The sequence below is a fragment of the Kitasatospora sp. NPDC088346 genome (assembly GCF_044740765.1).
Classification (GTDB): Bacteria; Actinomycetota; Actinomycetes; order Streptomycetales; family Streptomycetaceae; genus Kitasatospora.
The window spans coordinates 234,575-259,863 of record NZ_JBIURH010000003.1; the positions used below are offsets into that span (position 1 = coordinate 234,575).

At 72.2% G+C, this 25,289-nt stretch carries 17 protein-coding genes; 4 read left to right on the top strand and 13 right to left on the bottom strand.

Annotated elements, in window-relative coordinates:
* Window positions 1-6: 6 nt before the first annotated feature.
* The gene (locus ACIOFR_RS07025; protein WP_400993056.1) at window positions 7-1,218 is read right to left on the bottom strand and encodes a cytochrome P450; all 1,212 of its coding nucleotides are present in this window, start codon (window positions 1,216-1,218) and stop codon (window positions 7-9) included.
* A 112-nt stretch (window positions 1,219-1,330) separates the two neighbouring features.
* Here ACIOFR_RS07025 and ACIOFR_RS07030 point away from each other — a divergent pair, with 112 nt between their 5' ends.
* Window positions 1,331-2,455 (top strand): hypothetical protein, encoded by a 1,125-nt coding sequence (locus ACIOFR_RS07030; RefSeq protein WP_400993058.1) that lies wholly within the window; start codon window positions 1,331-1,333, stop codon window positions 2,453-2,455.
* Window positions 2,456-2,492: 37 nt separating this feature from the next.
* Here ACIOFR_RS07030 and ACIOFR_RS07035 read toward each other — a convergent pair whose 3' ends face one another.
* Window positions 2,493-3,230, bottom strand: coding sequence for an SIR2 family NAD-dependent protein deacylase (locus ACIOFR_RS07035; protein ID WP_400993059.1), 738 nt, complete (start codon window positions 3,228-3,230; stop codon window positions 2,493-2,495).
* Window positions 3,231-3,327: 97 nt separating this feature from the next.
* On the opposite strand from ACIOFR_RS07035, the gene ACIOFR_RS07040 reads away from it, so the two are divergent.
* The 3 genes from ACIOFR_RS07040 (at window position 3,328) to ACIOFR_RS07050 (ending at window position 8,640) form a co-directional block, all read left to right on the top strand.
* Entirely contained in the window at window positions 3,328-5,718 is a 2,391-nt protein-coding gene (locus ACIOFR_RS07040) for a helicase-associated domain-containing protein (RefSeq protein WP_400993061.1), read from the top strand.
* Between the two features lie 70 nt (window positions 5,719-5,788).
* Window positions 5,789-6,853: an ATP-binding protein gene (locus tag ACIOFR_RS07045; RefSeq protein ID WP_400993062.1), complete on the top strand. Its 1,065-nt coding sequence runs from the start codon at window positions 5,789-5,791 to the stop codon at window positions 6,851-6,853.
* Window positions 6,850-8,640, top strand: a complete 1,791-nt coding sequence (locus tag ACIOFR_RS07050) for a hypothetical protein (protein WP_400993063.1) — start codon at window positions 6,850-6,852, stop codon at window positions 8,638-8,640. Before ACIOFR_RS07045 ends, ACIOFR_RS07050 begins: the two co-directional genes overlap by 4 nt.
* Window positions 8,641-8,701: 61 nt before the next feature.
* Here ACIOFR_RS07050 and ACIOFR_RS07055 read toward each other — a convergent pair whose 3' ends face one another.
* The 11 genes from ACIOFR_RS07055 to ACIOFR_RS07105 all read right to left on the bottom strand — a co-directional run bounded on the left by ACIOFR_RS07055 (window position 8,702) and on the right by ACIOFR_RS07105 (window position 25,231).
* A complete protein-coding gene (locus ACIOFR_RS07055) occupies window positions 8,702-10,150 on the bottom strand; it encodes a WGR domain-containing protein (protein ID WP_400993065.1) in 1,449 nt (482 codons plus the stop codon).
* 71 nt (window positions 10,151-10,221) lie between these two features.
* Window positions 10,222-10,818 (bottom strand): hypothetical protein, encoded by a 597-nt coding sequence (locus ACIOFR_RS07060; RefSeq protein WP_400993067.1) that lies wholly within the window; start codon window positions 10,816-10,818, stop codon window positions 10,222-10,224.
* A gap of 111 nt (window positions 10,819-10,929) precedes the next feature.
* Window positions 10,930-11,625, bottom strand: coding sequence for a response regulator (locus ACIOFR_RS07065; RefSeq protein WP_400993068.1), 696 nt, complete (start codon window positions 11,623-11,625; stop codon window positions 10,930-10,932).
* Entirely contained in the window at window positions 11,622-12,860 is a 1,239-nt protein-coding gene (locus ACIOFR_RS07070; protein ID WP_400993070.1) for a sensor histidine kinase, read from the bottom strand. Before ACIOFR_RS07070 ends, ACIOFR_RS07065 begins: the two co-directional genes overlap by 4 nt.
* Window positions 12,861-12,914: 54 nt before the next feature.
* The gene (locus ACIOFR_RS07075; protein ID WP_400993072.1) at window positions 12,915-13,589 is read right to left on the bottom strand and encodes a DUF4097 family beta strand repeat-containing protein; all 675 of its coding nucleotides are present in this window, start codon (window positions 13,587-13,589) and stop codon (window positions 12,915-12,917) included.
* Between the two features lie 179 nt (window positions 13,590-13,768).
* Window positions 13,769-17,662: a DNA-directed RNA polymerase subunit beta' gene (locus ACIOFR_RS07080; RefSeq protein WP_400993073.1), complete on the bottom strand. Its 3,894-nt coding sequence runs from the start codon at window positions 17,660-17,662 to the stop codon at window positions 13,769-13,771.
* A gap of 103 nt (window positions 17,663-17,765) precedes the next feature.
* The gene (rpoB, locus tag ACIOFR_RS07085; RefSeq protein ID WP_371497599.1) at window positions 17,766-21,242 is read right to left on the bottom strand and encodes a DNA-directed RNA polymerase subunit beta; all 3,477 of its coding nucleotides are present in this window, start codon (window positions 21,240-21,242) and stop codon (window positions 17,766-17,768) included.
* A gap of 756 nt (window positions 21,243-21,998) precedes the next feature.
* Complete coding sequence (gene rplL, locus ACIOFR_RS07090; RefSeq protein WP_400993074.1) at window positions 21,999-22,382, bottom strand: 50S ribosomal protein L7/L12; 384 nt, start codon at window positions 22,380-22,382, stop codon at window positions 21,999-22,001.
* Window positions 22,383-22,472: 90 nt separating this feature from the next.
* A complete protein-coding gene (gene rplJ / locus ACIOFR_RS07095; protein ID WP_363635427.1) occupies window positions 22,473-23,036 on the bottom strand; it encodes a 50S ribosomal protein L10 in 564 nt (187 codons plus the stop codon).
* Between the two features lie 376 nt (window positions 23,037-23,412).
* Window positions 23,413-24,243, bottom strand: a complete 831-nt coding sequence (locus tag ACIOFR_RS07100; RefSeq protein ID WP_400993076.1) for a hypothetical protein — start codon at window positions 24,241-24,243, stop codon at window positions 23,413-23,415.
* A gap of 52 nt (window positions 24,244-24,295) precedes the next feature.
* Window positions 24,296-25,231, bottom strand: a complete 936-nt coding sequence (locus tag ACIOFR_RS07105) for a hypothetical protein (protein ID WP_400993077.1) — start codon at window positions 25,229-25,231, stop codon at window positions 24,296-24,298.
* Window positions 25,232-25,289 lie beyond the last annotated feature (58 nt).

Genomic DNA, 25,289 nt, shown 5'->3' on the forward strand with positions numbered 1-25,289 from the left:
GTCTCCTCAGATCTCGACCAGCAGCTCCGACAGCCCCCGGATCACGTATCCCGGCCGCCACGCGGGCTCGCGGACCAGCCGCAGGCCCGGCGCCCGGCGCAGCAGCGCACCGTACGACTCGGCGAGCTCCAGTCTGGCAAGCGGAGCGCCGAGACAGAAGTGGATTCCGGCGCCGAACGTGACGTGCGGGTTGTCGGTGCGGCCGAGGTCCAGGCGGTCGGGGTCGGTGAAACGGGCCGGGTCGCGGTTGGCGGAGCCGAAGAGCAGCGCCACCTCCGAGCCGCGCGGGATCGTCGTGCCGGCGACCTGGATGTCCTCCAGGACCCAGCGTTCGAACATCTGCAGCGGGGTGTCCCAGCGCATCAGCTCCTCGACGGCGGTGGGCAGCAGCTCGTCCACCGACCCGCGCAGCCTGGCGAGTTCGCCGGGGTTGCGGAACAGCGCCCACCAGCCGTTGCCGGTGGTGTTGACGGTCGCCTCGTGCCCGGCGTTGAGCAGCAGGACGCAGGTGGAGACCATCTCCTGCTCGCTGAGCGCGTCCGAGCCCTCCTGGGCCTGGATGAGCGCGCTGATCAGGTCGGTGCCGGGGGCGGTGCGGCGTTCGCGGATCAGGGCGCGCAGGTAGTCGGAGAACTCGATGCTGGCGCGGACGGCCCGCGCGGCGGTCTCGGGTGCGGGGTTGAGCTCGAACATCCCGGTGATGTCGGCGGACCACGGGCGCAGCAGGTGCCGGTCGGACTCGGGGACGCCCAGCATCTCGGCGATCACCGCGACCGGCAGCGGCTCGGCGGCGGCGGCGATCAGGTCGCCGCCGCCGTCCGCGAGCAGGCCGGAGACCAGCTCGTCGGCGAGCCGGGCCACGGTGGGGCGCAGCGACTCGACCATCCGCGGGGTGAAGGCCTTGGAGACCAGCCGCCGGATCCGGGTGTGGTCGGGGGCTTCGAGGTCGAGCAGGCCGTGGTCGTTGAGGGTGTGGAACGGCTCGTGGGCCGGGTCGGGGGCCGGGCGGCCGAACTCCTCGTGGGTGTAGCGGTGGGTGTAGGTGCGGCCGAGCCGCCGGTCCCGCAGCAGCGCGCTGACGTCGGCGTGGCGGGAGACCAGCCACTGGTCGGTGGGTTCGTAGTGGCTGACGGGGGCGTGCTCGCGCAGCTGCGCGTACGCGTCGTAGGGGTGTGCCACGAACGCGGCCGACCACGGGTCGAAGGTGCCGATCGCCATTGATCACTCCTGCTCGTCGGGGCTGTCATCGTAATGACCCGCGACTTCCGAAGTGATCATCGGACTGCTAACTTCTCGGTGCCGATCGTCAAGAACCTCGGGGGAGTTCGCCATGCGCAGGACAGCTGGAGCCCGTCTCTTCCTGGCCGCGGCCGTGCTCACGGTCTCGGCCTGCACGGGCGGCGGGTCGAAACCCGCCGACAGCGGCGCCGCCGCGCCCGGCCCGCCGCTCACCGGCAAGGACAGCATCGTGGTCGCCTGGTGCGACCGGTTCGCGGCGCAGTCCGCCACCGCACCGGACACCAAGGTCCACGTGGTCACCCTGGCCGCCCACTCCGCGGCGGACGGCACCCGGACCGCCGAGCGGTCGGCCGCGCTCCCGGACGGCGCCGTCGTCGAGCCGCTGTGCGGACAGCCGCGGCGGACGACGGCCGCCGCCGACCGGCAGCTGTTCGACCCCGGCTTCGGACTGATCGCCGGGACGGTGCCGGGCCCGAACGGCTCCGCGCCGGTGGCCACCGCGTTCACCCTGCCCGGCGGCCGGGCCGCCGTGGCCGCGCCGGCCGAGGGCCGCGGACCGGCCTTCCAGGCGGGCACCTCCGTCCTGTGGTACGAGGGCGCCGACCACCGGGTGGTCAGCCGCGACCTGGCCGCCGGCGCCGGGCCGCAGGACCACGGCGTCGCCCCCGGCCCCGACTTCGCCCTCGTCGACGGCCGTCCCTGGCTGACCCGGCCGGTGGACACCAAGGCCGACCAGGTGGCGGCCGCCCCCGGCGGCGAGGTCGCGGCCGGCAGCGGACTCTGGCACCGCACCGACCCCGCCGCGAGCTACGACCCGCAGTACGTCGAGCCCGCGTCCCTCGGCCCGTCCGGCAACGGCCGCAGCACGCTGCCCGGCAGCGAGCGACTGCCCGGCTGCGCGCCCCGGCTGTGGACCGACCAGCGGACCCTGCTGTGCGTGGACAACGAGCAACTGCTGCTGCTGACCTTCGCGCCCGACCACGGCCGGCTGGAGGGCTTCGTCCCGCTGCTGCCGGCGGCGCCGCGGTTCGTCGAGAGCGCGGTGCTCTCCCCGGACGGCCGGTCACTGGCCTACCTGGACGCCTACGGCGGCACGACCACCCTCTACCGGCTCGACCTGACCCCGGGCGCGCAGCCGGTGCGGCTGGGCCCGGTCGCCACCTCGACGGCCGACGAGCAGACCGCGGGCAGCCCGCACCTGGTCGCCTGGCAGTAGCCCGACCGCCGCCGCCCCACCGCCGCTCCCCCGGCCGTCACTCCCCCGCGACCAGCCGGCGCACCAACTCCGGCAGCGCGGTGGAGATCGGCTCCCGGATCACCTCCTCGGCCACCGGGTCGTACGGGGTGGGCTCGGCGTTCACGACGACCAGCCGGGCACCGTGCTCCAGCGCGATCTGCGGCAGCGCGGCCACCGGGTGGACCTGCAGCGTGGTGCCGACCGCGACGAACAGGTCGCAGGCCTTGGCGATGGCCTCCGCCTGTTCGAGCACCACCGGGTCGAGCAGCTCGCCGAACATCACCGTGCAGGGCTTGAGCACGCCCCCGCAGGCCGTACAGGCCGGGTCCGGCTCGCCCGCCGCGACCCGTGCGAGCGCGTCCGCCATCGCGCTGCGCACCCGGCAGCGCACGCACTGCACCCGGTGCGCGGTGCCGTGCAGTTCGAGCACCTTGCGGGCGGGCAGGCCGGAGCGCTGGTGCAGGCCGTCGACGTTCTGGGTGAGCACCCGCACCGGCAGCCCGCTGCGCTCCAGCTCGACCAGCGCCCGGTGGCCCGGGTTGGGCTCGGCCGCCAGCGCGCCCGCCTCGGCGCGCATCAGCCAGGAGCGGCGCCGCACGTCCGGGTCGGCCAGGTACGGGCCGATGGTGACCAGTTCCTGGGCCTTCGGGTCGCGCTGCCAGAGGCCGTTCGGGCCACGGTAGTCGGGGATGCCGGAGTCGGTGGAGATGCCCGCGCCGGTCAGGACGGCGATCAGGGGGCGCTTCGCGTTCACACCCCGCGACGCTACGGGCCGCGGGCCGGTCACGCGAACGGTTTGCGTGCCCCTCGAACGCCTCCGCCGGCCGCGGGCGTTCCGTTACCGTGGCCGGGTGACCAGCGCCGAAGCCCTCCAGACCTGGCTGACCACCCGCACCCCCGCCCAGCTGACCGAACTGCTGGAGCAGCGGCTGCTGCCGTACTCGGGCGGTCCCGGCCTGGACGACCCGGCGCGGCTCGCGGAGCACCTGATGGGCGCGTCCTCCACCCTGACCGCGATGGGGACGCTCGACCTGGCCGAACTCCAGGTCCTCACCGCGGTCTCGGCACTCGCCGAGCGACTGCACGGACCGCTGCCGGTCACGGCGGACGGCACCGGCCCGGCGGGCTTCAGCGGCGGACGCCCGTCCTTCCGGCCCGGCGGGTACACCGTCCGGCCGCCCGACCCCGCCGAACGCACCGTCCCCCGCGCCCTGGTGCTCGCCGAACTGGGCGAGGCCGCCGGCCCCGTCCTGGACGCGCTGGCCGAACGCGCCCTGATCCTCCCGCCGCACGGCCCGCAGCTCACCCTGCCGGCCTTCCTGCACCAGCGCTCCGCCGAACTGCGCGGGCTGGGCCGCCCGGCCGCCGTCCTGCTCTCCGACGCCTACCGGGCCGCCGAGATCCGCCTGATCGAGGACACCCTCGGCCTGGACCCGGCGCCGAACCGGGACGCGGCGCAGCGCCGGATCGTCGCACGGCTGGAGGACGGTGCGGCGGTCCGCCGGCTGGCCGAGGGCGCTCCCCTCGACGCGGTACGGCTGCTCGCCGCCCTGGTCACCGACGGCCCGGTGACGCACACCCGCTGCTTCGAGGCGGACGCCGTCGGCTACTACGGTTCGGCACTCAAGTACCGCCTGCGGCCGGACGGTTCGGGCGACCCGGGGGCGGACTGGCTGGCCGCGCGCGGCCTGCTGGTCCCGGTCGGGGCCGACCTCGCCGAGCTGCCGTACGAGGTCGGCACGGCCCTGCGCGACCCGGACGCGGCCCACGACTTCACCCCCGAGCCGCCCGCCGTCCACGGCGCCCGGCCACTGCCGGCCCGGTCCGCGGGTGAGGCGCAGGCCGCCGCCACCGCGGCCGTCTCCCAGGTGGAACTGCTGCTCAGGGCGACCGCCGCGGCGCCGCTCGCGGTCCGCCGGACCGGCGGCATCGCCGTCCGGGACACCCGCCGGCTCGCCAAGGCGGTCGGCTCCGGCGAGCAGCTCACCCGGTTCTGGCTCGACCTCGCGGCCAACGCGGGCCTGATCTCACCGCACCGCGACACCCCGCCGGCGACCCGCAGCCGCAAGCCCGTCCCGCCGCCGCCCGCCCGGGTGCTGCCCACCGACCGCTACGACCGCTGGCTGGCCGCCCCGCCCGCCGACCGTCTGGTGCCGCTGATCGCCACCTGGGCGGTCACCCCCGAGGTCTTCACCCACTGGCCCGACGGGGGCGACCCGCCGGTCGCCCTGGCCACGCCGCAGGATCCGGACGCCGTACCGCTGCGGCGCGCCCTGCTGGAGGCGCTGGCGCTGCTGCCCGAGGGGTCGGGCGTGGGCGCCGCGGCCGGGCTGGACGACGACGTCCTCACCGGGCTGACCGACGCCGCCCGCTGGCACCTGCCGATGGCCATGGCCACCGCGGCCGCACGGCCCGCCCTGACCCCGGCCACGCTGACCGAGGCCGAGCTGCTCGGGGTGGTCGCCCACGGCGCGCTCACCCCGGTCGGGCACGCCGTACTGGCGATGCTGCGCGCCGGCGCGGACCGCTGGTTCCCCGCCGTCCCGGGCGCGGGGCCGTCCCTGACCGGTCACCCGGACCTGGCGCGCGCCGTCGGACAGCTGCGCACCGCCCTCGCCGACCTGGTGCCCGTCCCACTCACCACGGCCCGGTTCCAGGCCGACCTCACCGTCGTGGTGCCCGGCGTCCCGGCACCCGAACTGGCCGACCTGCTCGGCTCGGTGGCCGACCGCGAGTCCGACGGCCACGCCGTGGTCTGGCGGATCGGCCCGGCCGCCGTCCGCCGCGCCCTGGACGCGGGCGCGGCCGCCGACGGCCTGCTGGCCCGCCTCACCGAGGTCTCCGAGGGCGCTCTCCCGCTGCCGCAGACCCTGGAGTACCTGGTCAGGGACACCGCCCGCACCCACGGCCGGGTCCGGGTGGTGCGCTCCTCCTGCTGCCTGCGCTCCGACGACGAGGCCCTGGTCCTGGAGCTCTCCAAGGCCCGCGCCCTCACCCGGCTCGGCCTGCGCCGGATCGCCCCCACCGTCCTGATCAGCACCGCCTCCCCCGCCGACACCCTCGCCGCCCTGCGCCTGGCGGGCTACGCGCCGGTCCTGGAGGCCGAGACCGGCACCACCGTGGTCGAACGCGCCCCCGAGGAACGCGCGGCCACCGAGATGCCCGAACTCGACGCCGCCCGCCCCCACCACGGCCGCGGCCCCGCCTCACCCGCCGCCCTCACGGCAGCCCTGCTGGGCTGAGCGAAAACCGGGTGCGGCCCCGGCCCGGCGGGCCCAGACTGCACGGGAATCCACGTACCGAAGGAGTCCCGTGCAGGGTGCCGTCACCGTCTCGCCGTCCGAGGTCCCCGAGCTGCTGCTCGGCCTGGCCACCGTCCGGCCGGTGTTCCTGTGGGGCGCGCCCGGGATCGGGAAGTCCTCGCTGGTACGGGAGTTCGCGGACTCGCTGGGGCTGGAGTGCGTGAGCCTGATCGGAACCCAGCTCGCGCCGGAGGACCTGGTCGGTGTCCCGCAGATCACCGCCGACGGCCGCTCGCGGTTCTGCCCGCCGGAGTCGATCGCCCGCGAGGAGCCGTACTGCCTGTTCCTGGACGAGCTCAACGCCGCCACCCCCGACGTCCAGAAGGCGTTCTACTCGCTCATCCTGGACCGCCGGATCGGCTCCTACGAGCTGCCGCCCGGCTCGATCGTGATCGGTGCCGGCAACCGGGCCACCGACGGCGCGCTCGCCCGTCCGATGGCATCCGCCCTGGTCAACCGGCTGGTCCACGTGCACCTGCGGGCCAGCGCCACCGACTGGCTGGGCTGGGCGGCGGGCCACGGCATCCACCCCTGGGTGACGGACTACCTGACCGACCGCCCCGACCACCTGTGGTCCGCACCGCCGAAGACCGAGGAGCCGTTCTCCACCCCGCGTGCCTGGCACATGCTCTCCGACGCGCTGCACTCCTTCGGGCCCGCCCTGGAGGAGCCGACTCTCAAGGTGCTCGCGCACGGACTGCTCACGCCGCAGCACGCGGTGGGCTTCTGCGGCTACGCCAAGATCGTCCGCAACTCCTACGGCCTGGACGCGATCCTCAAGGGCGACGCCCGCTGGCCGCACCGGCCCGAGGACCGCGACCTGCTCTACTACCTGGCCGACTCCTTCCGCACCCGGCTGGTCAAGGAACTGCCCGCGCGCAAGGAGCACGTGTCCAACGCGCTGCGGCAGACCGCCTACCGGGCCAAGTCCCTGCTGGTCCAGCTGGCCGAGATCTCCGTCGAGGTCGCCCAGACCGTGATCGCGGACGGACCGGACGGCAACCCCGTCCTGCCCGCCTGGTTCCTGATCGAGGCCGCCCGGGACATGCCCCGCCTGGTCGAGGCCCGCCGGTGAGGCACCGGAGGGCCGGCAAGGCCGACGAGCCCACCCCCGACCCGAACGCCGAGGCCTTCGCCGCAGGCGTCCGCCTCCTGCACGCCAACCACGCGCTCGCCGCGGTGGCCACCCGGATCTGCCGGTCACCGGAGTGCGAGCTGTGCCCGACCAACGGCTGGGCCGTCGCCGACTCCAACGGCACCGTCCACGCCGCCCCCCGCCGCCGCGCCGAACCCGCCGAGTGGGCCTGGGTGCTGGCGCACTGCCTGCTCCACCTGGGCTTCGGCCACGTACCTGCCGCCGAGGGCCGCCGCACCCCGCCCGACGAGCACGAGCTGGCCGCCCGCTGCGCGGTGGCCATCCGCTTCCAGGCCACCTTCACCACCGGCCGCCCCCCGTTCGACCTGCCCGTCCTCCCCGCGGGGGACGAGGAGGAACTCGCCGCCCGCTGGCGCCGCGACGGCCTCCCACCGCTTCCGGACGTCGGCGGCCCCGGGCCCGACCAACTGCTGCTGCCCTGGCCCGAACAGCGCGGCCGGCCCGAGGACTGGACCGTGGCGTTCGCCGCCGCGCTCACCCGCACCATGTCCGCCGCGATGGACGTGGCCGGCGGCCGCCGCGACGAACTGACCGGCGAGCGCACCCCCGAACGCCCCTGGACCAGGGCGCTCAACTGGTTCATCTCCTCGTACCCGCTGCTCGGCGGCCTGGCCGCCGGCATCACCCTGGTCGCCGACGCCGAACTCGCCCGCGCCCGCGGGATCACGATCGCCGCCGTCAGCGCCGAGGCCGGCGAGATCTACCTCAACCCGCTGCGCCACCACAGCGACCAGGAGTGGCGGTTCATCCTGGCCCACGAGATGCTGCACGCCGCGCTGCGGCACGGCGACCGCTGCGGCGCGCGCGACCCGTACCTGTTCAACGTGGCGGCCGACTACGTGATCAACGGCTGGCTGCTGGAGATGGGCGTCGGCGAGATGCCCGAAGGCCTGCTGCACGACCCCGGGTTGAAGGGGATCTCGGCCGAGGAGGTCTACGACCGGATCGTCCGCGACCAGCGCCGCATCCGCCGCCTGGCCACCCTCGCCGGCAAGGGGCGGCCCGACGTGCTCGGCGAACCGCTCGGCCCCGCACGCGACTACGTCGACCTGGACGACTTCTACCGCCGCGGCCTGCAACAGGGCTTCGAACTGCACGGACGCGAACGCGGCCACCTCCCGGCCGGACTGGTCGAGGAGATCCGCGCCCTCGCCCACCCGCCGCTGCCCTGGGACGCGCAACTGGCCCGCTGGTTCGACGAGTTCGTCCCGTCCCCGGTCCCACGGCGCAGCTACGCCCGCCCCTCGCGCCGCCAGGCCTCCACCCCGGACATCCCACGCGCCGGACGGTACTTCCCGCCCGAGGAGGTGGCCCGCTGCACCTTCGGCGTCGTCCTGGACACCTCCGGTTCGATGGACCGGCGGCTGCTCGGCAAGGCCCTCGGCGCGATCGCCTCCTACGCCGCCGCCCGCGACGTCCCCGCTGCCCGGGTGGTGTTCTGCGACGCCGCACCGCACGACGCCGGCTACCTGCCCGCCGAGGACATCGCCGGCCGGGTCCGGGTCCGCGGCCGGGGCGGCACCGTCCTGCAACCCGGCATCGACCTGCTGGAGCGCGCCGCGGACTTCCCACCCGGCGCACCGGTCCTGGTGATCACCGACGGCGCGTGCGACGTCCTGCGGGTCCGACGCGAGCACGCCTACCTCGTCCCCCGGGGCGCCGGCCTCCCCTTCACCCCCCGCGGCCCGGTCTTCCGGTTCCACTGACGCCCCGGCACCCGGGCACCCCGGCACCCCGAGCTCACCCCCGCCCACCGCGGTCCGACCGTCAGAGCAGGCGCTTGATCTCGCCGCGCGCCCGGTAGAAGCCGCCGCGCTCGGAGGTGTGGACCTCGGAGACCAGGTAGCGGGCGCCCGGGACCCGGATGTCCTTGGGGAACTGCACCCGCCAGGTCGGGTCGAAGCCCGGCGAGGTGACCCGCACCCGGGTGCGGCCGCCCTCCTGGACGCACTCCACCTGGATCCCGCCGAGCGCGCTCACCTCGGCGACGGTCACCGTCTCCGGGTCGACGCCGGGCGCGACCCGCTCCCAGCCCGAGGACCGGACGTCCGTGGTGGTCGGCAGCTGCCCGCCCTCCGCCGCCCGGACGGCCGCCTCGCTCGCGTCGATGCAGGCCAGCGAGCCGTCCGTGGTGACGATGTAGAGCCGCTCGTCGCGGTACTGCATGCTGTACGCCGAGCCGCAGCCGGTGCCGAGCTTCCACAACCGGGTGCCGTCCGCCGCGAAGCAGTACACCGACGAGGAGTTGTCACCCGCGAAGACGTACCGGCCGTCCGGCGAGGCGGCGCAGGAGAAGACCGAGGCGTCGCAGCGGTAACGGGCGACCTGCGAGCCGTCCGACTTGGCGAGCCGGTAGACCCAGCCGCGGCTGGTGCCGGCGAACACCTCGGTCCGCTCCTGCCAGCCGAACAGCACCGAACCCTCCGTCCTGACGTGCCACACCTCCTCGCCGCCGCGCGCGGAGTAGCGTGCCACGCCGGCCGAGTGCCCGTGGTAGACGCCGTCGGCGTCGCAGCGCACCATCCAGCCGGAGGTGCCGCTCGCGGAACGCCGCCACTGGAACTCGTCCTCGTGGTCGACCGTGGTGATGCCGCCGCGCGCGTCGGCGACGCCGAGCACGCCGTCGTGGATGTCCAGCCAGTAGATGTCGACGTCGGCGGCGATCTCGTACGCCACCCGCGGCACCTTGCCGCCGAGGTCGTAGACCCGGCCGTCGTCGCAACCCGCGTAGATCCAGTAGTCGTCCGCGACGATGCACTTGACGCCGTCCGGCAGGCCGAACCGGCCGGTGACCTCGCCGTCGTGGGTGAGGGTGTAGACGTCGCCGGCCTCGTTGCCCACCCAGGCGTGCTCCTCGCCGACGAAGATGCCGAACGCGTCCGCACCGGACCTGAACCTCCAGAGCACCGGGGCCTGACGGGCCGTCGAGCGGGTGGACACGATCTGCCGCCGCGTCACCGCCCGCCGCTGCCGCACCCCGCGGACGGCCGGCGCGTACCCCTTGCGGACCTTCTCGCCGACCTTCCTCGCGGCGGCCGCGGCGGCCTTCTCGGCCGTCGGGTAGCCGGTCGTCCTGGCCTGCCCGGGCTCGCCGATCCGCCCGTAGGTGATGGTGAGTTCGGCGCCCGCCTGCCGCACCTCGTAGAACTTGTGCGCACCGCCGCCGTCCTCGGACAGCTCCAGGTAGGTGACCTGCTGATCGGTGGCGACGGACATGGCGGAGCCCCTTTCGGGCGGACGGGGAGGGTGTCGGCGGGCCCGCTCGGCCTCGCCCGACACCCCTCAACCTAGGCCGCGGCACTGACAGCGCCACGGCCCTCCGGCGCCGGCGACCGGACGGCCAGCGGCGCCAGCGCCGCCAGGTAAAGCGCCGCGCCCAGCACCATCAGGTCGAGGTCGGCGGCCATCACGGCGGTCCCCGCCAGCATCAGCACCGGCCCCCGCGGCCGGACCAGGCGGACGGCGCCGACCAGCAGCGCCAGCAGCCCGACGTAGAACAGCAGCGGGCCCACCGAGTAGAGCGCCGGCACCACACCGGGGTGGTCCTGGATCCGCTCGAAGAGCTCCCGCTGAGCCGCCTTGTCGGCGGCCACCGCCCCGACGTAGAGATCGACGCCGACCTGCCCGAGCGAGGCGGCCAGCCCCAGCGCCGCCGTGCCCAGCGACAGCCCGGCGAGCACCCTGCGCCGCCCGGCCGCCCGGTGCAGCGCCACCAGGACCACCCCGAACAGCAGCATGCCCGCCAGCAGCGCGGCGTGCCCGGCCAGCCAGCCGGCCCCCGGTTCCTTCGAGCCCGGCAGCAGGCGGACGGCGCCGTACACCGCGAGCAGCACCGGGCCTCCCACGGCGGCGACGGGGATCGGACGGGTGAGGTGAGCGACCATCTCGGACTCCTTCGGATCGGATTCTCCGGTCCGCATCCTGCTCGTCACGGCCCCTGCGGGGATCGCCCGCACCGGTGAACCGACGGCTCCCCCGCAGGAGGGAGCCCGGCCTCAGCCCTCCCCCGCCACCACCGCACCGGACTCGTACGCGAAGACCACCGCGTGCACCCGGTCGCGCAGCCGCAGCTTGCTCAGCACGTTGCTGACGTGCGTCTTGACGGTGTGTTCGCTGACCACCAGCTCGGCGGCGATCTCGGCGTTGGACAGCCCCCGCGCCAGCAGCCGGAGCGTCTCCCGCTCGCGTGCGGTCAGCTGCTCCAGCAGTCTGGACGGCGGTCGCGGCGGTCCGCCGCCCGGGCCGCCCGGCCGGCGCGCGGCGAACTCGCCGATCAGCCGCCGGGTCACCGACGGCGCCAGCAGGGCCTCGCCGGAGGCGACCATCCGCACGCCGTGCGCCAGGTCGTCCCGGCGGACGTCCTTGAGCAGGAAGCCGCTCGCCCCGGCGTACAGCGCGTCGTAGACGTAGTCGTCGACGTCGAAGGTGGTCAGCATGATCACCTTGCAGTCCGGGAACTCGGCGCAGACCCGTCGGGCCGCCTCCAACCCGTCCATCACCGGCATCCGCACGTCCAGCAGCAGGACGTCGGGCCGGTGCGCGCGGACGGCCTCGACCGCCTGCGCGCCGTCCGCCGCCTCACCGACCACCTCGATGTCCGGCTGCGCGTCCAGGATCATGCCGAACCCGGCGCGCACCAGCTCCTGGTCGTCCGCGACGACCACCCGGATCGGATCCACGCTCCCCCTCACCGTCCCTCCCCGTCCAGCGGGAACCGGGCCCGCACCACGAACCCCCGGCCGTCCGGCCCCGGCCCGGCCTCGGCCCGACCGCCGCAGGCCGCGGCGCGCTCCCGGATCCCGACCAGGCCGCGTCCGCCGGACCAGCCGCTGGCCACCGCACCGGCCGCCACCGGCACCCCGCGGCCGTCGTCCGACACCACCACCTCCAGCACCCGGCCCACCCGGCCGACCCGGACCACGGCCGCACCGGCCGCCGCGTGCTTCACCACGTTGGTCAGCGCCTCCTGGACGATCCGGTAGGCCGCCGCCTGGACGTCCGGCGCCACCGCCGGGGCCGCCTCCCCCCACGTCAGTTCGACCCGCAGTCCGGACCCCCGGACCCGCTCGGCCAGCGCCGCCAGCTCGGCCAGGGTCGGCTGCGGGGCCAGCTCCCGGCCCGCGCCCTCCTCCCTGAGGACGCCGAGCACCCGGCGCAGCTGCACCATGGCGTCCCGTCCGGAGTCGGCGATGGTGTCGAAGGTGCGGATCGCCCGATCCGGGTCGCTGCGCACCACCAGCGGACCGGCCTCGGCCTGGATCACCATCAGGGAGACGGCGTGCGCCAGGATGTCGTGCATCTCGCGGGCGATCCGGGAGCGTTCCTCGGCGACCGCGCGGGCCGCGTCGGCGGCCGCCCGCAGGCCGGTCTGGTGGGCCCGTTCGGCGGCCTCCCGGGCCCGGTCGGCGGACGCCGCGGCCCGCCCGCGCAGCTCGCGCACCAGCGAGCCGACGATGAACGACCCGACCGAGGTCAGCAGGCTGAAGAGCATGCCGTTCGGTGAGCGGGTGCCCAGGATGTTGGCCGGCACCAGGATCACCAGGATCAGCCAGCGCTGCCAGTCCCGGCCCCGGTCCGCGACGGTGTAGGTGACCAGGACTCCGTGCAACGGGATCTGCGGGGCCACCGAGTGCGCCACGATCGACTGCACCAGCGACAGCAGGCCGACCACCAGCCAGACCGTGAACGGCGCCCGCCGCCGCCACGGCAGCGGCGCCGCGGCCGCCAGCACCAGCAGGTAGACCCACGGCGGCCAGTCCCGGTCGTCGTGGACCACGGCCCAGACCGCGATCGCCGCTGCCACCACCGCCAGGCAGCCGTCCAGCGGGTACGGGCTCGCCGCACCGGGCCCCGCGCCGCACCGGGCGGCCGCGGCGGCGAGCCGCCCGCGCAGCCGCGGAGCCCGTTCCCGGACGTCCCCGTTCATCTCAGCCCCTCCCCCGTGGCCGACCAGGGACGATCATGCCCTACCCGGGCGGGCTCAGGCATTCCCGACCGTCACGTCACCGGTCCCGGTCCGCGCCGTGATGGTCCGCGGGGCGTCGTCGCGCCGCGGCACCGAGACGCTCACCCTGCCGGTGTCGGTGCCGGCGGTGACGGCGTACTCCTCGCGCCCGGGCACCCTGACGCTGACGCTGCCGGTGTCGGACCTCACCTGCACGCCGGTCGGACCGGCGGCGAAGTCCACCGCGACGTCCCCGGTGCCGGTGGTCAGCCGCACGGCCGCGCCGGCCAGGCCGTCGGCCTCGATCGAGCCGGTCGAGGTCGCCGCGTCGACGGCCGCGGTGAGCCCGCTCAGCCGTACCCCTCCGGTGGAGGTGGCCACCCGGACCTCGGTCCCGGCCGGCACCCGCACCTCGTAGCCCACCCCGCAGCCGTCCTGCGGGCAGCGGTAGCCGAGCGTCAGGGTGCCGTCGGCCACCGTGTGGGTCGCCTCGGGCTCCTGGTCCCGGTACGACAGGTGCTCGGTGACCCGCACCCCGTCGCCACCGCCGACCACCCGGATGTCCCCGGTCCGCCCCTCGATCACCAGGACCCGGACCGGTTCGGTGACGGAGTACGCCACGTCCCGGTGCTCGTCCTGGTCCAGGAAGCACCCGGACATCCCCAGCACCACCACGGCGGTGATGGCGGCGTACGGCAGCGGTCGCTTCACGGCAGGCTCCCCCGTTCCGGGCCGGACCCCCACGGCCCGGCGCCTCTCCGAGCCTTCCCGGTTCCGCGCCCGTGCGGATCACCCGCACGAGCGGTCTGCCGCCCTCCCCCGCGCGGGGGAAACGCCGCAGGGCGGCCACCCCGAGTGGGGTGACCGCCCTGCGATCGGGAACCTCGACCTCAGCCGGTGTACGGGCCGTAGTCGTAGTCGTCCAGCGGAACGGCCTGGCCGGAGCCGGCGCCGAAGGGCGACAGGTCGTAGTCGTCGTAGCCGACGGCCGAGTACATCGCGGCCTTGGCCTCCTCGGTCGGCTCGACCCGGATGTTGCGGTAGCGGGGCAGACCCGTACCGGCCGGGATGAGCTTACCGAGGATGACGTTCTCCTTGAGGCCCAGCAGCGGGTCCGACTTGGCGTGGATCGCCGCGTCGGTGAGCACCCGGGTCGTCTCCTGGAAGGAGGCGGCCGACAGCCAGGACTCGGTGGCCAGCGAGGCCTTGGTGATACCCATCAGCTGCGGACGGCCGGAGGCGGGGTGACCGCCCTCGGAGACCACGCGACGGTTCTCGGTCTCGAAGCGGCCGCGCTCGACGAGCTCGCCCGGGAGCAGCTCGGCGTCGCCCGACTCGATGATCGTCACACGGCGGAGCATCTGCCGGATGATGATCTCGATGTGCTTGTCGTGGATCGACACACCCTGCGAGTTGTAGACCTTCTGGACCTCGGCCACCAGGTGGATCTGGACGGCACGCTGGCCCATGATGCGCAGGACGTCGTGCGGGTTCATCGTGCCGGCCGTCAGCTTCTGGCCGACGGAGACCGCCTCGCCCTCGCTGACCAGCAGCTTGATGCGCTTCGAGATCGGGTAGGCGATCTCGTCGGTGCCGTCGTCGGGGGTGACGACGATCTTGCGGGTCTTCTCGGTGTCCTCGATGCGGACCCGGCCGTCGGCCTCGGAGACCGGGGCGACACCCTTCGGGGTACGCGCCTCGAAGAGCTCGACGACACGCGGCAGACCCTGGGTGATGTCGTCACCGGCCACACCACCGGTGTGGAAGGTACGCATGGTCAGCTGGGTACCGGGCTCACCGATGGACTGGGCGGCGATGATGCCGACCGCCTCACCGATGTCGACCAGCTTGCCGGTGGCCAGCGAGCGGCCGTAGCACATGGCACAGGTGCCGACCGCCGACTCACAGGTGAGGATCGAGCGGGTCTTGACCTCGGCGATGTTGTGGCGGATCAGCTCGTCGATCAGCACGTCACCGAGGTCGGTGTTGGCGGTGGCGAGGAGCTTGCCGTCCACCGTGATGTCCTCGGCCAGCATGCGGGCGTAGACGCTGGTCTCGACGTCGTCGGCCTTGCGCAGGATGCCGTCCGAGCCCACGGAACCGATCGGCAGCTTGAGGCCGCGCTCGGTGCCGCAGTCCTCCTCGCGAATGATGACGTCCTGGGAGACGTCGACCAGACGACGGGTGAGGTAACCGGAGTCGGCGGTACGCAGGGCGGTGTCGGCCAGACCCTTACGGGCACCGTGGGTGGAGATGAAGTACTCCAGCACGGACAGGCCCTCACGGAACGAGGCCTTGATGGGACGCGGGATGGTCTCGTTCTTGGCGTTCGACACCAGACCACGCATACCGGCGATCTGCCGCATCTGCATCATGTTTCCACGGGCACCCGAGTCCACCATCATGAAGATGGGGTTGGTCTTCGGGAAGTTCGCGGACATGGCCTCGGCGACCTCGTTGGTCGCGCGGGTCCAGATGCCGATGAGCTCGCTCTTGCGCTCGTCGTTGGTGATCAGACCGCGCTCGTACTGCTTCTGGACCTTCTCGGCCTGCGCCTCGTAGCCCTCGAGGATCTGGGGCTTGCTCGGCGGGACGATGACGTCCGAGATCGAGACGGTGACGCCCGAACGGGTCGACCAGTGGAAGCCGGCCGCCTTCAGGTTGTCCAGCGTCGCGGCGACGACGACCTTGGGGTAGCGCTCGGCCAGGTCGTTGACGATCGCGGAGAGCTGCTTCTTGCCCACCTCGTAGTCGACGAACGGGTAGTTCTCCGGCAGCAGCTCGTTGAAGAGCGCCCGGCCGAGGGTGGTGCTGAGCCGGAACGACTCGCCCTCGAACCAGGTCGGCTGGCCGTCCTCGTCGACCGGCACGGTCCAGCCGCGCGGCGGCACGGTGCCCGCGGGCAGGCGCAGCTCGATCGGGGCCTGGACGTCCAGGTCGCGGGCGTCGAAGGCCATGATCGCCTCGGCGGTGGAGGAGAAGGAGCGGTTGGCGCCCTTCACCTGCTCCCGGTCCGAGGTGAGGAAGAACAGACCGAGCACCATGTCCTGGGTCGGCATGGTGACGGGGCGACCGTCGGCCGGCTTCAGGATGTTGTTCGAGGACAGCATCAGGATGCGGGCCTCGGCCTGCGCCTCTGCGGACAGGGGCAGGTGGACGGCCATCTGGTCACCGTCGAAGTCCGCGTTGAACGCGGTGCAGACGAGCGGGTGGATCTGGATGGCCTTGCCCTCGACCAGCTGCGGCTCGAAGGCCTGGATGCCGAGGCGGTGCAGGGTGGGCGCACGGTTCAGCAGCACCGGGTGCTCGGCGATGACCTCTTCGAGGACGTCCCACACGACCGGGCGGGCGCGCTCGACCATGCGCTTGGCCGACTTGATGTTCTGCGCGTGGTTCAGGTCGACCAGGCGCTTCATCACGAACGGCTTGAAGAGCTCCAGCGCCATGGCCTTCGGCAGACCGCACTGGTGCAGCTTGAGCTGCGGGCCGACGACGATGACCGAACGGGCCGAGTAGTCGACGCGCTTGCCGAGCAGGTTCTGACGGAAACGACCCTGCTTGCCCTTGAGCATGTCGGACAGCGACTTCAGCGGACGGTTGCCGGGGCCCGTGACCGGGCGACCACGACGGCCGTTGTCGAAGAGCGCGTCGACGGCCTCCTGGAGCATGCGCTTCTCGTTGTTCACGATGATCTCGGGCGCGCCGAGGTCGAGAAGCCGCTTCAGGCGGTTGTTGCGGTTGATCACGCGGCGGTACAGGTCGTTCAGGTCGGAGGTCGCGAAGCGGCCACCGTCCAGCTGCACCATCGGACGCAGGTCCGGCGGGATGACCGGGACGCAGTCGAGCACCATGCCCTTGGGCTTGTTGCTGGTCTGCAGGAACGCGGAGACGACCTTGAGGCGCTTGAGCGCACGGGTCTTCTTCTGGCCCTTGCCGGTGCGGATGATCTCGCGGAGGCGCTCGGCCTCCTCGGCGAGGTCGAAGCTCTCCAGGCGGTCCTTGAGCGCCGCGGCGCCCATCGAGCCGGAGAAGTAGGTGCCGAAGCGGTCGCGCAGCTCGCGGTAGAGCAGCTCGTCGCCCTCCAGGTCCTGGACCTTGAGGTTCTTGAAGCGGGCCCACACCTCGTCGAGGCGGTCCAGCTCGCGCTGGGCGCGGTCGCGCAGCTGCTTCATCTCGCGCTCGGCGCCCTCGCGCACCTTGCGGCGCACGTCGGCCTTGGCGCCCTCGGCCTCCAGCTCGGCCAGGTCGGTCTCGGCCTTCTTGGCCCGGCCTTCCAGGTCGGCGTCGCGGCGGTTCTCGATCTGCTGGCGCTCGACCGAGATGTGCGCCTCGAGGGACGGCAGGTCACGCTGGCGGCGCTCGTCGTCCACCCAGGTGATCATGTAGGCGGCGAAGTAGATGACCTTCTCGAGGTCCTTCGGCGCCAGGTCCAGCAGGTAGCCCAGACGGGACGGGACACCCTTGAAGTACCAGATGTGGGTGACCGGGGCGGCCAGCTCGATGTGGCCCATCCGCTCACGGCGCACCTTGGCGCGGGTCACCTCGACGCCGCAGCGCTCACAGATGATGCCCTTGAAGCGGACGCGCTTGTACTTGCCGCAGTAGCACTCCCAGTCCCGGGTGGGACCGAAGATCTTCTCGCAGAAAAGGCCATCCTTTTCCGGCTTCAGCGTGCGGTAGTTGATGGTCTCCGGCTTCTTGACCTCGCCGTGGGACCACTGGCGGATGTCGTCGGCGGTGGCCAGGCCGATGCGGAGCTCGTCGAAGAAGTTGACGTCAAGCACTGGTCGTCAAGCCCTCTTTCGTAATTCGAGAGTCTTATCTGTGGTCTGAGGGGGGCCTGGGGGCGGGCCGGCTGCCTAGGAGGGGCAGCCGGCCCGGCCTCCGTCAGACCTCTTCGACGCTGCTCGGCTCGCGCCGGGACAGGTCAATGCCGAGCTCCTCGGCCGCGCGGAACACGTCCTCGTCGGAGTCCCGCATCTCGATGGACTGGCCGTCCGAGGACAGCACCTCCACGTTGAGGCAGAGCGACTGCATTTCCTTGATGAGGACCTTGAAGGACTCGGGAATGCCGGGCTCGGGGATGTTCTCGCCCTTGACGATGGCCTCGTAGACCTTCACGCGGCCGAGGACGTCGTCGGACTTGATGGTGAGCAGCTCCTGGAGGGCGTAGGCAGCGCCGTACGCCTCGAGGGCCCACACCTCCATCTCGCCGAATCGCTGACCACCGAACTGCGCCTTACCACCGAGCGGCTGCTGGGTGATCATCGAGTACGGACCGGTCGAACGGGCGTGCAGCTTGTCGTCGACCAGGTGGTGCAGCTTCAGGATGTACATGTAGCCGACCGAGACCGGCATCGGGAACGGCTCGCCGGAGCGGCCGTCGAAGAGCCGGGCCTTGCCGGTGGAGTTCACCAGGCGGTCACCGTCGCGGGTGAGCGTGGTGTGGTCCAGCATGCCGGTGATCTCGTCCTCGCGGGCACCGTCGAAGACCGGGGTGGCGAGGTTGGTGCCGCCCTGGACCTGGTCGGCGCCGATCGCCTGCAGGCGCTGGGCCCACTCCTCCGCGAGGCCGGAGACGTCCCAACCCTGCTTGGCGAGCCAGCCGAGGTGGATCTCCAGGACCTGTCCCGGGTTCATTCGGGACGGGACACCCAGCGGGTTCAGGATGATGTCGACCGGGGTGCCGTCCTCCAGGAACGGCATGTCCTCGACCGGCAGGATCTTGGAGATGACGCCCTTGTTGCCGTGACGGCCGGCGAGCTTGTCACCGTTGGTGATCTTGCGCTTCTGGGCCACGTAGACGCGGACCAGCTGGTTGACGCCCGGGGGCAGCTCGTCGCCCTCTTCGCGGTCGAAGACGCGGACGCCGATGACCTTGCCGGACTCACCGTGCGGCACCTTCAGCGAGGTGTCGCGGACCTCACGGGCCTTCTCACCGAAGATGGCGCGCAGCAGGCGCTCCTCCGGGGTCAGCTCGGTCTCGCCCTTGGGCGTGACCTTGCCGACCAGGATGTCGCCGGTGACGACGTCGGCGCCGATGCGGATGATGCCGCGCTCGTCGAGGTCGGCGAGGACCTCCTCGGAGACGTTCGGGATGTCCCGGGTGATCTCCTCGGGGCCCAGCTTGGTGTCACGGGCGTCGACCTCGTGCTCCTCGATGTGGATCGAGGAGAGGACGTCGTCCTGCACGAGGCGCTGCGACAGGATGATCGCGTCCTCGTAGTTGTGACCCTCCCAGGACATGAACGCCACGAGCAGGTTCTTGCCGAGGGCCATCTCGCCCTCGTCGGTGCAGGGGCCGTCGGCCAGCACCTGGTTGACCTCGACCCGGGAGCCCTCGTCCACGAGCACCTTCTGGTTGAAGGCGGTGCCCTGGTTGGAGCGGGTGAACTTGGCGGCCCGGTACGTGGTGTAGGTGCCGTCGTCGTTGGCCACGGTGACGTAGTCGGCCGAGACCTCCTGGACCACGCCCGACTTCTCGGCGGTGATCACGTCGGCGGCGTCGACCGCGCAGCGGTACTCCATGCCGGTGCCGACCAGCGGGGCCTCGCTCTTCAGCAGCGGCACCGCCTGGCGCATCATGTTCGAGCCCATGAGCGCGCGGTTGGCGTCGTCGTGCTCGAGGAACGGGATCATGGCGGTCGCGACCGACACCATCTGGCGCGGCGAGACGTCCATGTAGTCGATCTCGGTGCCCGGGATGTAGTCGATCTCGCCGCCACGGCGGCGGACGAGCACGCGGGGCTCGGCGAAGTGGAGGTCGTCCGTCAGCGGGGCGTTGGCCTGCGCGATGACGAAGCGGTCCTCCTCGTCGGCGGTGAGGTAGTCGACCTGCTCGGTCACGACACCGTCGATGACCTTGCGGTACGGGGTCTCGATGAAGCCGAACGCGTTGACCCGGCCGTAGGAGGCGAGCGAGCCGATCAGACCGATGTTCGGGCCTTCGGGGGTCTCGATCGGACACATGCGGCCGTAGTGCGACGGGTGCACGTCTCGGACCTCGAAGCCGGCCCGCTCACGGGACAGACCACCGGGGCCGAGGGCGGACAGACGGCGCTTGTGGGTCAGGCCCGACAGCGGGTTCGTCTGGTCCATGAACTGGGACAGCTGGCTGGTGCCGAAGAACTCCTTGATGGAGGCGACGACCGGCCGGATGTTGATCAGGGTCTGCGGCGTGATCGCCTCGACGTCCTGGGTGGTCATGCGCTCGCGCACGACGCGCTCCATGCGGGCGAGACCCGTACGGACCTGGTTCTGGATCAGCTCGCCGACGTTGCGCAGGCGACGGTTGCCGAAGTGGTCGATGTCATCGACCTCGATGACGATGTCGCGACCGTCCTCGTCACGCCACTCGACCTCACCCGCGTGCAGCTTCACCAGGTACTTGATCGCACCGATGATGTCGGGCTCGGTGAGCACGCCGGAGTCGAGCGACTCCGCGTTGCCGAGCTTGCGGTTGACCTTGTAGCGGCCGACCTTCGCGAGGTCGTAGCGCTTCGGGTTGAAGTAGAGGTTCTCCAGAAGGGTCTGGGCGGCCTCACGCGTCGGCGGCTCGCCCGGACGCAGCTTGCGGTAGATGTCCAGCAGCGCGTCGTCCTGGCCCTGGGTGTGGTCCTTCTCCAGGGTGGCGCGCATCGACTCGTACTCGCCGAACTCCTCGAGAATCATCTCGTTGGTCCAGCCGAGGGCCTTGAGCAGGACGGTGACCGACTGCTTGCGCTTGCGGTCGATGCGGACACCGACCATGTCGCGCTTGTCGATCTCCATCTCCAGCCAGGCACCGCGCGAGGGGATGACCTTGCAGGAGAAGATGTCCTTGTCGGACACCTTGTCCAGGCTGGAGTCGAAGTAGACGCCGGGAGAGCGCACCAGCTGGGACACGACGACACGCTCGGTGCCGTTGATGATGAACGTGCCCTTGTTGGTCATGAGCGGGAAGTCGCCCATGAAGACCGTCTGGGACTTGATCTCACCGGTCTCGTTGTTGGTGAACTCGGCGGTGACGAAGAGCGGGGCCGCGAAGGTGAAGTCGCGGTCCTTGCACTCGTCGATGGAGTTCTTCGGCGGCTCGAAACGGTGGTCGCGGAAGGTCAGCGACATCGAACCGGAGAAGTCCTCGATCGGGGAGATCTCCTCGAAGATCTCCTCCAGACCGGACTTGGTCGGGACGTCCTGACCACTGTCCAGAGCCGCCTCGACCCGGGACTTCCAGGCCGCATTACCGAGCAGCCAGTCAAAGCTCTCGGTCTGCAGGGCCAGGAGGTTCGGAACCTCAAGAGGCTCCTTGATCTTCGCGAACGAGACGCGGAGCGGGGCGGTGGATGCGGCGGAATTGTTCGAGGCGTTGCGCGGCGCGGCCAAGAGGGGGGTCCTTCCGAGGGCTCGGAGCTCACTACGCGCATACCGGCCGGACCTTAGACGAGCCAGGATCCACCTCCGGCCGCCGACTCCGCCGGGGGTGAATCCCCAGGTCAGAACCGCTGTACGGAGGCGGTGCCAGGCCCCTTCAGGGCAACGCCGACTCCGGGCGACGAGTCACGGAGCAGCTAACAGGCAGCGCAAAGGGACAGTGTAGCCAAAAGGCACACTGCTGACAAGCCCTGATTCGGAGACCGAATCGGACGCTCCCTCCGGTCGCGACCCGAGCGCCGGCCGCCCCCGTCAAGGGGCTCCGCCGCAGGGGTTGCCCTGCCCTCGTACAACCGGACGACCCGGGACTCCCGGGCCGTCGCACCTCACATGTAGTCAGTTCCCAGCGGGGCCCTCGTGTAACCACCCGGGGCTCTCCGGACTGTCCGGGGACCGACTTCCACGCTCGGCGCGCGCCTCGAGAATCGCGCGCCGGGTGCCGTTCGTCAAGGCCCCCACCACAGTGCGGACCTCGCACGGACCATCGTTCGGGGCCTCCTGCGCGTTACACAACGCCCGAGGCCGGGACCGGTGGCCACGACAGCGATCACCATACCGGGGCGCACCGACAGTGGCCCAGCCCGCGCTGGGCCGGACCGGCGACACAAGATCACCGGGCCTGTGCACCGCATACGGAAAGAGGCCGGGCCGACCACCCGCAGGGGTGATCGGCCCGGCCTCCCGCGCCCTCTCAGAGAGGGCGAGAAGTCACTTGACGGTGACCTTGGCGCCAGCGGCCTCGAGCTGGGCCTTGGCCTTCTCGGCGGCGTCCTTGGCAACCTTCTCCAGGACCGGCTTCGGGGTGCCGTCAACGAGGTCCTTGGCCTCCTTCAGGCCGAGGGAGGTCAGGGCGCGCACCTCCTTGATGACCTGGATCTTCTTGTCGCCGGCCGACTCGAGGATGACGTCGAACTCGTCCTGCTCCTCGACGGCCTCGGGGGCGGCAGCGGCGCCACCGACGGCGGCAACGGCGACCGGGGCGGCAGCCTTGACGTCGAACTTCTCCTCGAACGCCTTGACGAACTCGGAGAGCTCGATCAGGGTCAGGGTCTCGAACTGCGCGAGCAGCTCGTCCTGGGACAGCTTCGCCATGGTGGCGTCCTTCCACTTAATCGGCAGGTTGGTGCCGGATGTACGGGATGGCGGGCGTACGGGCCCGCAGCGAGGCGTGAGCCTGCGGAACTACTCCGCGGCCTCGTCCTCGGCGGCGGGAGCCGGCGTACCGGCACCGCCCTGCTCGACCTTCGCGCGCAGCGCCTCGGCGGTGCGAGCGAACTCGACCAGCGGAGCCTGGAAGGTCGCCGCGGCCTTGGCCATGGACGCCTTCAGGCCGCCGGCCAGCTTGGCGAGCAGCACCTCGCGGGACTCGAGGTCCGCGAGCTTCTTGATCTCATCGGCGGACAGCGCCTTACCGTCAAGGACACCGCCCTTGATGATGAGAGCGGGGTTCTCCTTGGCGAAGTCACGCAGAGCCTTCGCCGACTCCACCGGGTCACCGGTGACGAAGGCGACAGCCGTCGGACCGGCGAACAGGTCGTCCAGCGCAGAGATCCCGGCCTCGTTCGCCGCGATCTTGGTCAGCGTGTTCTTCACCACGGCGTACTGGGCGTTGTCACCCAGCGAGCGACGCAGATTCTTCATCTGCTTCACCGTCAGACCGCGGTACTCGGTCAGCACGGCCGCGTTCGAGGCACGGAACTTGTCCGTGATCTCGGCGACGTCAGCAGCCTTGTCAGGCCTTGCCATAGGCTTACGCCTCCTTCCGTGATGTCGAAGTCGGGCCGACCTTTGAGGAGTCGACCATCGAACACCTGGGACACACCGGCCGGAAGGAAGAGGCCCTGCGGAATGCTCCGCAAAAACAAATCGAGCCCCAGTGCGCAGTCGCACGGGGCTCATGACGACCTCGACAGTCGCACGGCGAACCGTACGGACCGGAAGTCAAAGCTCCAAACACTCCTGCGCGGGCCGTCTGCGCGTAAGCGCAGATCCTTCGGTCGCCCGCACCCGTGAAGGCGCAGGAGAACAACCAGCGGTCTTTGGCAAGCCCCACCGTACTGGACACCTGCCGAACCGGGCAAATCCGGTCCGTCGGCCTTCGACCCGCAGGCCCGGCGGACGGCTACAGGCCCGGCAGCGGCGGCAGGGCGGCGGTGCCCCGGTCCACCACGTCGGCCTCGGCGGGGGCCTGGAGCGAGAGCGGGCCGGCGATCTCGGCGTACCCGACGGTCGCCGCCGGGCCCGGGGCCTGGCCGGTCCGGCGGAGCTGGACCAGCTGGTCCTTGTCGTTAAGCCAGAGGTCCAGGGTGAGCACCCGCCCGGCGTCGGACCCGAGCGCCTCGCGCAGGGCCCGCCGGCGCTCCGGGGCCAGCTGGGTCTGCGCCGCCGTGTAGGCCTCCACCGTGGTGCTCACCCGGTAGTGGGTGACGGTGGAGTCCTGGAGCTGTTCCTCGCCGACCAGCTCCGGCCGCTCCGCGGCGCACGCGGCGGTCAGCGCCACCATCGGGTTGAGCTGGTCGATCAGCCCGGAGTACGGGATCTCCTTGGCCCCGGCGGACGCGCCGGGCGTGGCACCGCCGTACTTCTCCCAGTGCCGGCCGCCCAGCCGGGCCGCGGTGTCCGGGTCGCCGCCCAGGTAGGCGGTGGTGTCCAGGACGATCAGCTGCTCGGCGCTGCCCGGGCGGTCCAGCCGAAGACCGGTCTTGGGCGCCCAGAAGATCATTCCGCCGGCGCCCTCCTGCGGCAGCCGGAACTTCGCCCGCCGGGCGTCGCGCATGGCCAGCTGGGCGGTCAGGAGCATCCCGTGCGGCGAGTGGTCGGTGGGGGTGGCGAGCGCCGAGCTGGCGGCCGGACTGCCGGTGGCCGGGCCGGCCTCCGCGGCGCCACTGCATCCGGCCGCCCCGGCCAGCAGGGCGGCCAGCACCGCGGCGGCGGCCTTGTGCCGGACCGGCATGCGGACCCTCCCTGCTTCGATTGCTCGCTCCCCCACCTTGTCACGCCTCGCTTCAGGAGGTCGGAGCGGATCCGCCGGCGCCCTGCGCACCCTTCATCAGCTGGGCGAAGTCCACCGTGTCGGACTGGCCCGGGGCCCGGACGGCCGCCGGGGTGCCGTAGTCGGTGTACAGGGCGGTGGAGGTCACCGGACCGGCCGCGGTCTGGACCTTCTCGACCTTCTTCACCAGGAGGTCGTCCTGGCTGACCCAGACCTCGATGTGCTCGGTGGTGATGCCGGCGGCCTTGAACTGCTTCTGCAGGCCGTCGATCTGCTCCGGGGTCAGGCCGGTGGCGGCGGCCTGCGCGATCGCGGCGGCCGACAGGTCACCGGTGTAGCGGGTGGCCTTGGTGCCGTTCACGTCCTCGGTGCCGGCCTTGGTGACCTGGCCGGAGGCGATCAGCGCGCGGACCGAGTTGACCGGGTCGGCGCTCTGCAGCTGCTGCTTGAGGCTGTCGCCGGCCGGGCCCATCAGCTTGGCGAGGTCCGCGTAGCCGTACCGGATCCAGTGCGCGCCGCCCAGCTGGGAGGCCATCCCGTCGCCCATGTTGATGAACATCGCGTCGCTGAGGTAGCGGGCGGTGAAGGTGCCGTCGCCGCCCGCCTTGGAGATCGCGTCGGCCATCGGGCCGCCGGCGTTGCCGGTCAACTCACCCTGGAGGCCGTCCGCCCAGGAGATCGAGCCGTGCATGGCGGTCTTGCCGGTGGGGAGCTCGGTGACGCCCTCCACCTTCGCCGACTTGGCCGCGCTGGTCTTCTCCCCCACCAGCTTGAGCAGTGCGGCGGGCGCCACCTCGACGGCCTGCGCGCTGGGCGCGGCGCTCGCGGCGCCGGTGGGCGCGGCCGTCGGGTCACCCGTTCCGGTGGCGTTCTTGGTGCCGCAGCCGGTGGCGGCGAGCGCCAGCACGACGGCGGTGGCGGCGAGGTACGTACGTCCGGTCTTCATCATGATCCATCTCCCCCTGGGACGGACCCGGGCGCGGCGGTGCCGCGCCCGGGGATCTCTA

Coding starts and splice junctions, on each gene's coding strand:
- ACIOFR_RS07100 (WP_400993076.1), bottom strand. CDS start 24,243: ATGCCGGTCCGGCACAAGGCCGCCGCCGCGGTGCTGGCCGCCCTGCTG.
- ACIOFR_RS07060 (WP_400993067.1), bottom strand. CDS start 10,818: ATGGTCGCTCACCTCACCCGTCCGATCCCCGTCGCCGCCGTGGGAGGC.
- rplJ (WP_363635427.1), bottom strand. CDS start 23,036: ATGGCAAGGCCTGACAAGGCTGCTGACGTCGCCGAGATCACGGACAAG.
- ACIOFR_RS07025 (WP_400993056.1), bottom strand. CDS start 1,218: ATGGCGATCGGCACCTTCGACCCGTGGTCGGCCGCGTTCGTGGCACAC.
- ACIOFR_RS07055 (WP_400993065.1), bottom strand. CDS start 10,150: ATGTCCGTCGCCACCGATCAGCAGGTCACCTACCTGGAGCTGTCCGAG.
- ACIOFR_RS07030 (WP_400993058.1), top strand. CDS start 1,331: ATGCGCAGGACAGCTGGAGCCCGTCTCTTCCTGGCCGCGGCCGTGCTC.
- ACIOFR_RS07105 (WP_400993077.1), bottom strand. CDS start 25,231: ATGATGAAGACCGGACGTACGTACCTCGCCGCCACCGCCGTCGTGCTG.
- rplL (WP_400993074.1), bottom strand. CDS start 22,382: ATGGCGAAGCTGTCCCAGGACGAGCTGCTCGCGCAGTTCGAGACCCTG.
- ACIOFR_RS07070 (WP_400993070.1), bottom strand. CDS start 12,860: ATGAACGGGGACGTCCGGGAACGGGCTCCGCGGCTGCGCGGGCGGCTC.